Raw genomic sequence first — 8,644 nt, 5'->3', positions numbered from 1 at the left:
TACCCCGGCCTATACCATGGTCAACGCCTCGGTCGCCTTCCGGCCGTTCGCCAGCGACCGCACCTCCATCCTGGTCAGCGCCAACAACCTGTTCGACGAACTGGCGCGCCGCCACTCCAGCTATCTCAAGGACTTCGCGCCGCTCGCCGGGCGCGACGTGCGGGTGACGCTGCGGGTGGGGATTTAAGTTACGCCGTCTTCCCCGCGGGGAAGGGTCGGCCGCGCGCACCGGATATCTCCCCGGTGGTGGCACAGCGAGCGGATGCCCGGTGCGCGCGGTCGGCCAGCCTTTAGCGGGCGCCGATCTTTCCTGAAAGCCCTCGAAAGTGTCGCTTGCGACCATCGGGGTGTGCCACTAGGCTAAGGCACTGCTCCTTGGGGGACATATCCTTGCGCAAGACCCTGTATGCGGCGCTGCTCGCCGCCGCCGTTCCGCTGCCCGCCTTCTCGCAGGCGCTGCCTCCGCCCACGCCGCTGCCTGGCGACAGCGCGGAGGACATGAAGCTCAAGAAGCTGTTCTACGACAGCGACGAGGCCAGCCTGAAGCGCAACCCCGTGTCCGCGATCTTCCGCGGCGACCTGCGCTATGCCGACCAGCTCGGCAACTGGTTCACGCGCGAACAATTGATGGCCGAGAAGGCCGCCACCGAGGCGGACCTGCGCGCGCTCGCCGCGATCGACCGCAGCAAACTCACCCATGTCGACCAGATCGCCTATGACGTGTTCAAGAACCAGAATGAGGTCGGCCTGCGCGGCTATGCGCCCGAGCTGCTGCCGCTGCTCGAGCTGCGCCCGCTGGACCATTTCTACGGCATCCACACCTTCTACCCGGATTTCGCCGGCGGTCAGGGCGGCGCGCCGTTCAAGACTTTGGTGGACTACGAGAACAACCTGAAGCGAGGCCCCCAGTACGCCGCCGCTCTCGACCGCGCGATCGGCCTGTTCCGCCAGGGCATGGCGCGCGGCATCGTCCAGCCCAAGCTGGTCGTGCGCAACATGATCGAGCAGTTCGACAACATCCTCAAGCAGGGCGTCGAGACGAGCGTCTTCTACGGCCCGGTGCAGAAATTCCCCGAAGGCATCTCCCCCGCCGACCAGGCGCGGCTGAAGACCGCCTATGCCGCGCAGATCCGCGACGTGCTCCAACCCGCGCACCAGCGGATGCGCGATTTCCTCGCCAACGAATATCTGCCCAAGGCGCGCGACACCGTCGGCCTCTCGGCGCTGCCGGGCGGCGACAAGCTCTACGCCTATCTGATCGAATCGAACACCACGCTGCCGCTCAAGGCGGCGGACGTCCACCAGCTCGGCCTCAACGAGGTGGCGCGCATCACCCGCGAGATGGAGGCGCAGAAGGGCAAGGTCGGCTTCAAGGGGACTTTGGCCGAGTTCTTCACCCACTTGCGCACCGATAAAAAATTCCAGCCCACCTCCGCGGAGCAATTGCGCCTCGAATATGAGGCGATCGGCCGCCGCGTCGACAGCCGCGTCCGCGAGCAATTCTCGCTCATCCCCAAGACCCCGCTCGAGATCCGGCCGGTGCCCGCCTATAAGGAGAAGACCGAGGCGGGCGGCAGCTACATGAGCGGCACGCCCGACGGTTCGCGGCCGGGCGTGTTCTACTACAACACCTACGACCTCCCCTCCCGCTACATGTGGGAGATGGAGACGCTCTACCTGCACGAGGCGGCGCCGGGACATCACTTCCAGATCAGCCTCGCGCAGGAGAATGAAGCCCTGCCCGCGTTCATGCGCTTCGGCGGCAACACCGCCTACGCCGAGGGCTGGGGCCTCTACGCCGAGACGCTCTGGCAGGAGCTGGGTATGGAGACCGACCCCTATCAGCGCATGGGCGGCCTCAACGACGAGATGCTGCGCGCGATGCGCCTCGTCGTCGACACCGGCATCCATTCAAAGGGTTGGACCCGCGACCAGGCAATCAAGTACATGCTCGACAACTCGCCGATGGGCGAGAGCGACGCCACCGCCGAGGTCGAGCGCTACATCGCCATCCCCGGCCAGGCGCTCGCCTACAAGATCGGCCAGCTGACCATCAGCAAGACCAAGGCGGAGGCGCAGCAGGCGCTGGGCGCCAAGTTCGATCCGCGCGCTTTCCACGCCCAGGTGCTCGATACCGGCGCGCTGCCGATGCCGGTGCTGGAAAGCAAGATCGCCGCGTGGGTGGCGGGGGTTAAGGCGAAGTGAGGCGACTTCTCTCCGCGCTTGCCACGCTCTCGCTCGTCGCCGTCCTCCCCGCGCAGGCAGCGGAAGAGAAGAAGACCACCGTCGAGAAGACCGAGACCAGCGAAAGCGAACTCCCGCCGCTGCCGGCCGACAAGACGGTGAAACAATCCGCGGTGATCGGCGGCCGCGCGATCCGCTATGATGCCACCGTCGGCAAGATCACTGCGCGCGACGACAAGGGCAAGGCGATCGGCGAGGTCACCTACACCGCCTATACGGTGCCGGGCGCCAACCGGCCGGTCACCTTCGCGTTCAACGGCGGCCCCGGCGCGGCGTCGGTATACCTCAACCTCGGCGCGGTCGGCCCCAAGCGCGTCCAGTTCGGCGCGCAGGGCGACGCCCCCTCGGACTCGCCGATCGCCACCGACAATCCCAACAGCTGGCTCGACTTCACCGACCTGGTCTTCATCGATCCGATCGGCACCGGCTTCAGCCGCAGCCTCACCGACGAGGAGGCGACCAAGAAGGCCTTCTACGCCAACGATCCCGACATCAAATATCTGAGCAAGGTCGTCTACGACTGGCTGGTCAAGAATGGCCGCCTGCGCTCGAAGAAGTATATCATGGGCGAAAGCTATGGCGGCTATCGCGGCCCGCGCATCGCCTATGAGCTCCAGTCGCAGATCGGCGTCGGCGTCAACGGGCTGATCCTGGTCTCGCCTTATCTCGATCCCGCCGCGGAGGACACTGGCAGCGCGCTCTCGCCGATGCCGTGGATGGTCACCCTGCCCTCGATGGCGGCGGCGCAGCTGGAGCGGCAGCACCAACTCACCCCCGAGGCGATGGCGCAGGTGGAAGCCTATACCCGCGGCGAATTTGCCGCCGACCTGCTCAAGGGCCGCTCCGATCCGCAGGCGACGCAGCGCCTCGCCGCCAACGTGTCGCGCCTCACCGGCCTTGATCCGGCGCTCGTCCAGCGGCTCGGCGGCCGGGTGGATATCGGCACCTACCTGCGCGAGCTGCGCCGGGCGGAGGGCCGGATCGGCAGCGTCTATGACAGCAACGTCACCGCCTTCGATCCCTTCCCCTGGTCCAGCGACCAGCAGTCGAACGACCCCATCCTCGACGCGCTGATCGCTCCCACCACCAGCGCGATGGTCGATTTCGTCACGCGCGAGGTCGGCTGGAAGACCGACGCGCGCTACCACGCGCTCTCCTATGCGGTGAACCAGGCCTGGGATCGCGGCCGGCCAAAGGACGATCCGGTCACCGACCTGCGCAAGGCGGTCGCGAACGATCCCAAGATGGCGGTGCTGATCGTCCACGGCTGGGACGACCTCTCCTGCCCGTATTTCGCTTCGAAGCTGCTGGTCGACCAGATGCCGGCGAACGGCATGGCCGAACGCGTGCAGGTCCAGGTCTATCCGGGCGGCCACATGTTCTACAGCCGCGAGGATTCGGGCGCCGCCTTCAAGCGCGACGCGCGCGCGGTGTACGGCGGCTGAGGCGGCGCCGTTCCCGCAATGGGAACGGCGCCGCTGTGCGTCAGATCACCGGCGGCAGCGGCTGCGCCAGGTCAGACGGGGCATAGAAGGTGAAGTCGTCCGCATCGAGATCGTTGATATATTGGGTGTGGACCAGGATCACGGTGCGCGCGCCCGCCCAGGTGATGCGGCCTTCATAGCCCTGGATGGTCACCGTCAGGTCCGAGAAGTCGTCAATGCCTTCCGCCCAGATGTTGATCGAATCGAGCCGGTCGAAACCGTCGATGTGGTCGACGCCGTCGCCCGGCCCGAAATGGAAGGTGTCCCACCCCTCGCCGCCGGAAAGCCGGTCGTTCCCGCGCCCTCCCGTCAGCGTATCGTCGCCACGCCCACCAGCAAGTCGGTCCCTGCCCTCGCCGCCGGCGATATAGTCGTTGTGACGTCCTCCGATCACGCGATCGTTCCCGCCCAGCGCATCGATCCGATAGCCCTTATCTTTCGGCAGCACGACGTGATCGTCGAACTCGGTGACGCCGCCGGTCACCGCCAGATCGGCGGTTTGGGTGGCGCCGGCCGCGACCGCAACCTCGTCCGTTCCGCCCTGCCAGCGCTCCCAGCCACCCGGCAGTTCGGTGCGGATCGCCGTCTCGCCGGGGCGGATCGCGGTCAGCGTGTACCGGCCGTTCGCGTCGGTCAGCGCGAACGCTTCGCCGGCATCGCGCACGCCATTGCCGTTGGCGTCCGCATAGACCGTCAGGTTGGCGAACGCCGGCTCGCTGGTGTCTCGCACCCCGTCGCGGTCGTGGTCGTGGAACAGCACGCCCGTGACATTGCCCCGGGAGGCGGACAGGTCCGCGACCAGGAACTTGGTGCGGACCGCCTCGCCCGCCTCGGTGATGGTAACGATGTCGCGGCTCGTCCCGGTGAACTCCGTGTCGGCGGACAGCAGCGCCGTCACGCGATGGCTGCCCAGCGACACCCCGTCGAACGTGTAGCCGCCATGTTTGCCGGTCACCGCAGTGATCTCGCCCGCATCGACCACCCCGTTGCCATTGTCGTCGAGGATGACCGTCTGCCCCCTCAGGCCGCGTTCTCCGGCATCCTGCACGCCATCACCATCGGCATCCCGGATGATCCGGCCGGTGATCGTGCCTTTTGCGCCGGCGAAATGGCCCCATTGCATGTCGTCGATGCCGATCTCGTTGCCGTGCGCGTCGATCACCAGCCGATCGATACCGGAGAAGTCGAAGGCGAACAGCTGCGCCTTCAGCGCTTGGAGCGTCACGACGCGGGAACCGACGAGCACGTCGCCGTCATAGCCGGAGACCGTGACCTGGATGCCGTTCCCGTGGAGCGAGGTCATCCAGGCAGAGCTGAAGTCGAAGGTCTTGGCCGCGCTGATGGTCAGCGGACGACGCCAGTCGTTGAACAGCGCACCCACGCCGGAGACCGCGACCTCATAGAGCTCCGGCATGGTGTCGTCCGCGCGGTTGAGAAGCGCATTGCTCCAGGCAAAGCCGAGATAGTCCGTCCCGTCCAGCCATTGCGGCTCGATGTCGTCGAACTGGCTGGTCCGGAGCACCGGTCGGGCAGCCTGCTCGGAAAGCGCCGCCGCGCCATTCAGCCCCAGCACTGCCGGCTCAACGACAGCATGATCGTCCGCCGCGCCAATCCTGCCCTTGTTCACGACGATTCTCCCCCCTCGTTCTCACCGCATTTGCCTGCGTATAGTGACACCCGTGTTGCCGCAACGGCCTTGCCGCAAAAACTCTCTTCGCATGTCGCCGAGCACCGGCCCAGAATTTGGGGATGCTCTCTATCCTTATGCACCGGTGAATAGACCCGATCGCGTTGCTTGAACGTCCCGTCGCCGCGCCTTTCCACTTCAACACCTATGCAGTACGCGGCGCTTTCCTACAGCCTCGCCCTTGTGCTAATGTCTTTGCGGGCTCTTTGACATCACTGGTACCGCGCTGCCCGCCCGGCCGGCACCTGCCCCGCTTACGGGCAGCGTCGAAAGCCGGTGAGGGTGTCAACTTAGTGTAAACTTCCGCGCCTCCACCCGCTCGCGGCGCGTATTCGATCGATCGCCCCCGCTTGCCCCGGCCCCTCGACATGGCTTACGCCTTGGCACAACGAGAAAAGGGGTTCTGCCGAACATGAGAAGGATCGCCGCGACCGTCGCGTCGCTGCTGGCGCTCGCCGCTTGCACCGCCAATGGCGAGGGGCCCCAAAGCGCTTCGTCCAAGTCGTCCGCCTCGTCGCAGGGCTCGGGCAAGGGCCCCGGCCACAACAAGGCGTTCAACCACGATCCCTTCCCCTCCACTTATCGCGCCTATCCCGGCGTCCCCACGATCCTCACCAACGTCACCATCTTCGATGGCGAGGGGGCGCGGATCGAGAACGGGCAGGTGGCCTTCGCCAACGGCAAGATCGTCGCGGTCGGCCAAACCGTGCAGGCGCCCGCCAACGCCGTCACCATCGACGGCACCGGCAAGTTCGTCACCCCCGGCGTGATCGACATCCACAGCCACCTCGGCGACTATCCCAGCCCCTCGGTGGAGGCGCATTCGGATGGCAATGAGGTCACCTCGCCCGTCACCCCCGGCGTCTGGGCGGAGCACAGCGTCTGGCCGCAGGACCCCGGGTTCAGCCGCGCGCTCGCCAATGGCGGGGTCACCACGCTCCAGATCCTGCCCGGCTCGGCCAACCTGTTCGGCGGCCGCTCGGTGGTGCTCAAGAACGTCTATGCGCGCACCATGCAGGGGATGAAGTTCCCCGGCGCGCCCTATGGCCTGAAGATGGCGTGCGGCGAGAACCCCAAGCGCGTCTACGGCTCCAAGGGCCGCGAGCCTTCCACCCGCATGGGCAATGTCGCGGTTGACCGCCAGACCTGGGCCAAGGCAGCGGCGTACAAGGCCAAGTGGGACAAATACGAGCAGGACGGCGGCAACCCGCCCGACCGCGACGTCGCGCTCGATACCCTGCGCGGCGTGCTGGCGGGCGAGATCCTGGTCCAGAACCATTGCTATCGCGCTGACGAAATGGCCATCGTCATGGATATGGCCAAGGAGTTCGGCTACAAGGTCACCGCCTTCCACCATGCGGTGGAGGCCTACAAGATCAGCGACCTACTCAAGGCCAATGGCACCTGCGCCGCGGTCTGGGCGGACTGGTACGGCTTCAAGATGGAAAGCTTCGACGGCATCGGCGAGAACCTCGCCATCCTCCAGAAGGAGGGCGCCTGCGCGATGATCCATTCGGACGATGAGAACGGCATCCAGCGGCTCAATCAGGAAGTCGCCAAGGCGCTCTGGTCGGGCCGGCATGCCGGCTTGCAGATCTCGGACGAGGTCGCCTGGCAATGGCTCAGCATCAACCCCGCCAAGGCGTTGGGCATCGCCGACAAGACCGGCAGCCTCAAGGCGGGCAAGATGGCCGACGTGGTGCTGTGGAACGGCAATCCGCTGTCGGTCTACACCCGCCCCGAGAAGGTCTGGGTCGACGGCGCCCTGCTCTACGATGCCAATGATCCCAAGCGTCGCCCGGTGAGCGACTTCGAATTGGGCCAGCCCGGATCGGGAGACGTCAAGTGAAGCGCGCCCTCCTCCTCCTCGCCACAATGCTGGCCAGCCCTGTTGCGGCGCAGACCGTGGCGATCACCGGCGGCACCGTCGCGATCGGCGACGGCTCCGCGCCGATCCCCAACGGCATTGTGGTGATCCGCGACGGCCGGGTCGTCGCCGCCGGCGCTGGCGTCGCGGTGCCCGCGGGTGCCACCGTCGTCGATGCCTCGGGCAAGTGGGTCGCCGCCGGCATGGTCGCGGGCTTCACCAATCTCGGCCTCGTCGATGCCAATGGCGTTCAGGAATCGAACGACCAGCGCGCGCGCACCACGCCGTTCAACGCCGCGATCGACGTGTCCACCGCGATCAACCCGCAGGCGAGCGCCATTGCCAACGAGCGCGCCGGTGGCGTCACCCGTGCGATCGTCGCGCCGGACAACGGCGGCTCGATCTTCGCCGGTCGCGGCGCGGTGATCGACCTCGGCAGCGACGCCGCGCCGGTGACGCGCGCCCGCGCCTTCCAGCTGGTCGAGCTCGGCGAGGCGGGCGCGCGCGCCGCGGGCGGCAGCCGCCCCGCCGCTTATGCCGCGCTCAAGGACGCGTTCGCCCAGGCGCAGGACTATCGCCGTGCGCCGGCGGGGTTCGATGGGCGCAGCAAGGAGTCGCTGCTCACCCGCGCCGATGCCGAGGCGCTGCTGCGCGTGCTCGACGGGGCCGAGCCGCTCGCCGTGCATGTCGAGCGGGCGAGCGACATCCTCCAGGTGCTCGGGCTGGTGCGCGACTATCCGAAGCTGCGGCTGGTGCTGGTCGGCGCCACCGAGGGGTGGATGGTGGCGCGCGAGATCGCCGCCGCGAAGGTGCCGGTGATCGCCGCCGCGCTGGCCGACCTGCCCTTCTCGTTCGAGGCGCTCGCCGCGACCGAGAGCAACGTCGGCCGGATGACCGCCGCGGGCGTGCCCGTCGCCATCTCGACGATCAACGCCAACACTGCGCCGGGCGAGCATATCCTGGCGCAATATGCCGGCAACCTGGTGGCGATCACCAAGGTGCCGGGCGCCACCGGGCTCGACTGGGGCCGCGCCTTCGCGACGATCACCTCCCTGCCCGCGGCGGCGCTGGGGATGGACGGCGAGATCGGCAGCCTGCGCCCCGGCCGCCGCGCCGACGTGGTGGTGTGGAGCGGCGATCCCCTGGAGCTCTCTTCGGTGCCGCAGGCGGTGTGGATCGACGGCCGCCAGGAACCCCTTGCCTCGCGCCAGCGCGCGCTGCGCGATCGCTATCTCACGCCGACCGAAGGCGCGCTGCCCAAGGCGTATGAGCGGTGAAACCTCCCCGGCAGGGGGAGGGGGACCATGCGAAGCATGGTGGAGGGGCGCCTGCCACGAGCGACAGCGCCTGCCGCACCGCCCC

At 67.5% G+C, this 8,644-nt stretch carries 6 protein-coding genes; 5 read left to right on the top strand and 1 reads right to left on the bottom strand.

Annotation, left to right across the window (positions count from 1 at the left end):
- The 3 genes from ACFDTH_RS15935 to ACFDTH_RS15925 all read left to right on the top strand — a co-directional run.
- The coding region (locus ACFDTH_RS15935; RefSeq protein ID WP_375288543.1) for a hypothetical protein at positions 1 to 187 on the top strand (187 nt) is incomplete at its 5' end.
- A gap of 197 nt (positions 188 to 384) precedes the next feature.
- The gene (locus ACFDTH_RS15930) at positions 385 to 2,205 is read left to right on the top strand and encodes a DUF885 family protein (protein WP_375288544.1); all 1,821 of its coding nucleotides are present in this window, start codon (positions 385 to 387) and stop codon (positions 2,203 to 2,205) included.
- Positions 2,202 to 3,689, top strand: coding sequence for a S10 family peptidase (locus ACFDTH_RS15925; RefSeq protein ID WP_375288542.1), 1,488 nt, complete (start codon positions 2,202 to 2,204; stop codon positions 3,687 to 3,689). The genes ACFDTH_RS15930 and ACFDTH_RS15925 overlap by 4 nt, the downstream gene beginning before the upstream one ends.
- 40 nt (positions 3,690 to 3,729) lie before the next feature.
- Here the strand turns inward: ACFDTH_RS15925 and ACFDTH_RS15920 are convergent, their stop codons facing one another.
- A complete protein-coding gene (locus ACFDTH_RS15920) occupies positions 3,730 to 5,355 on the bottom strand; it encodes an SdrD B-like domain-containing protein (RefSeq protein ID WP_375288541.1) in 1,626 nt (541 codons plus the stop codon).
- 472 nt (positions 5,356 to 5,827) lie between these two features.
- Here ACFDTH_RS15920 and ACFDTH_RS15915 point away from each other — a divergent pair, with 472 nt between their 5' ends.
- Positions 5,828 to 7,264 carry an amidohydrolase gene (locus tag ACFDTH_RS15915; protein ID WP_375288540.1) on the top strand — a complete coding sequence of 479 codons (1,437 nt, stop codon included), beginning with the start codon at positions 5,828 to 5,830 and terminating at the stop codon, positions 7,262 to 7,264.
- A complete protein-coding gene (locus ACFDTH_RS15910) occupies positions 7,261 to 8,559 on the top strand; it encodes an amidohydrolase family protein (RefSeq protein ID WP_375288539.1) in 1,299 nt (432 codons plus the stop codon). Before ACFDTH_RS15915 ends, ACFDTH_RS15910 begins: the two co-directional genes overlap by 4 nt.
- Positions 8,560 to 8,644: the final 85 nt, after the last annotated feature.

It is taken from the genome of Sphingomonas sp. (assembly GCF_042096255.1).
Lineage (GTDB): Bacteria > Pseudomonadota > Alphaproteobacteria > Sphingomonadales > Sphingomonadaceae > Sphingomonas.
Note: the sequence above shows the minus strand (reverse complement) of the source record. Positions and strands in the feature narration are given on the sequence as shown.

Coding starts and splice junctions, on each gene's coding strand:
- ACFDTH_RS15915 (WP_375288540.1), top strand. CDS start 5,828: ATGAGAAGGATCGCCGCGACCGTCGCGTCGCTGCTGGCGCTCGCCGCT.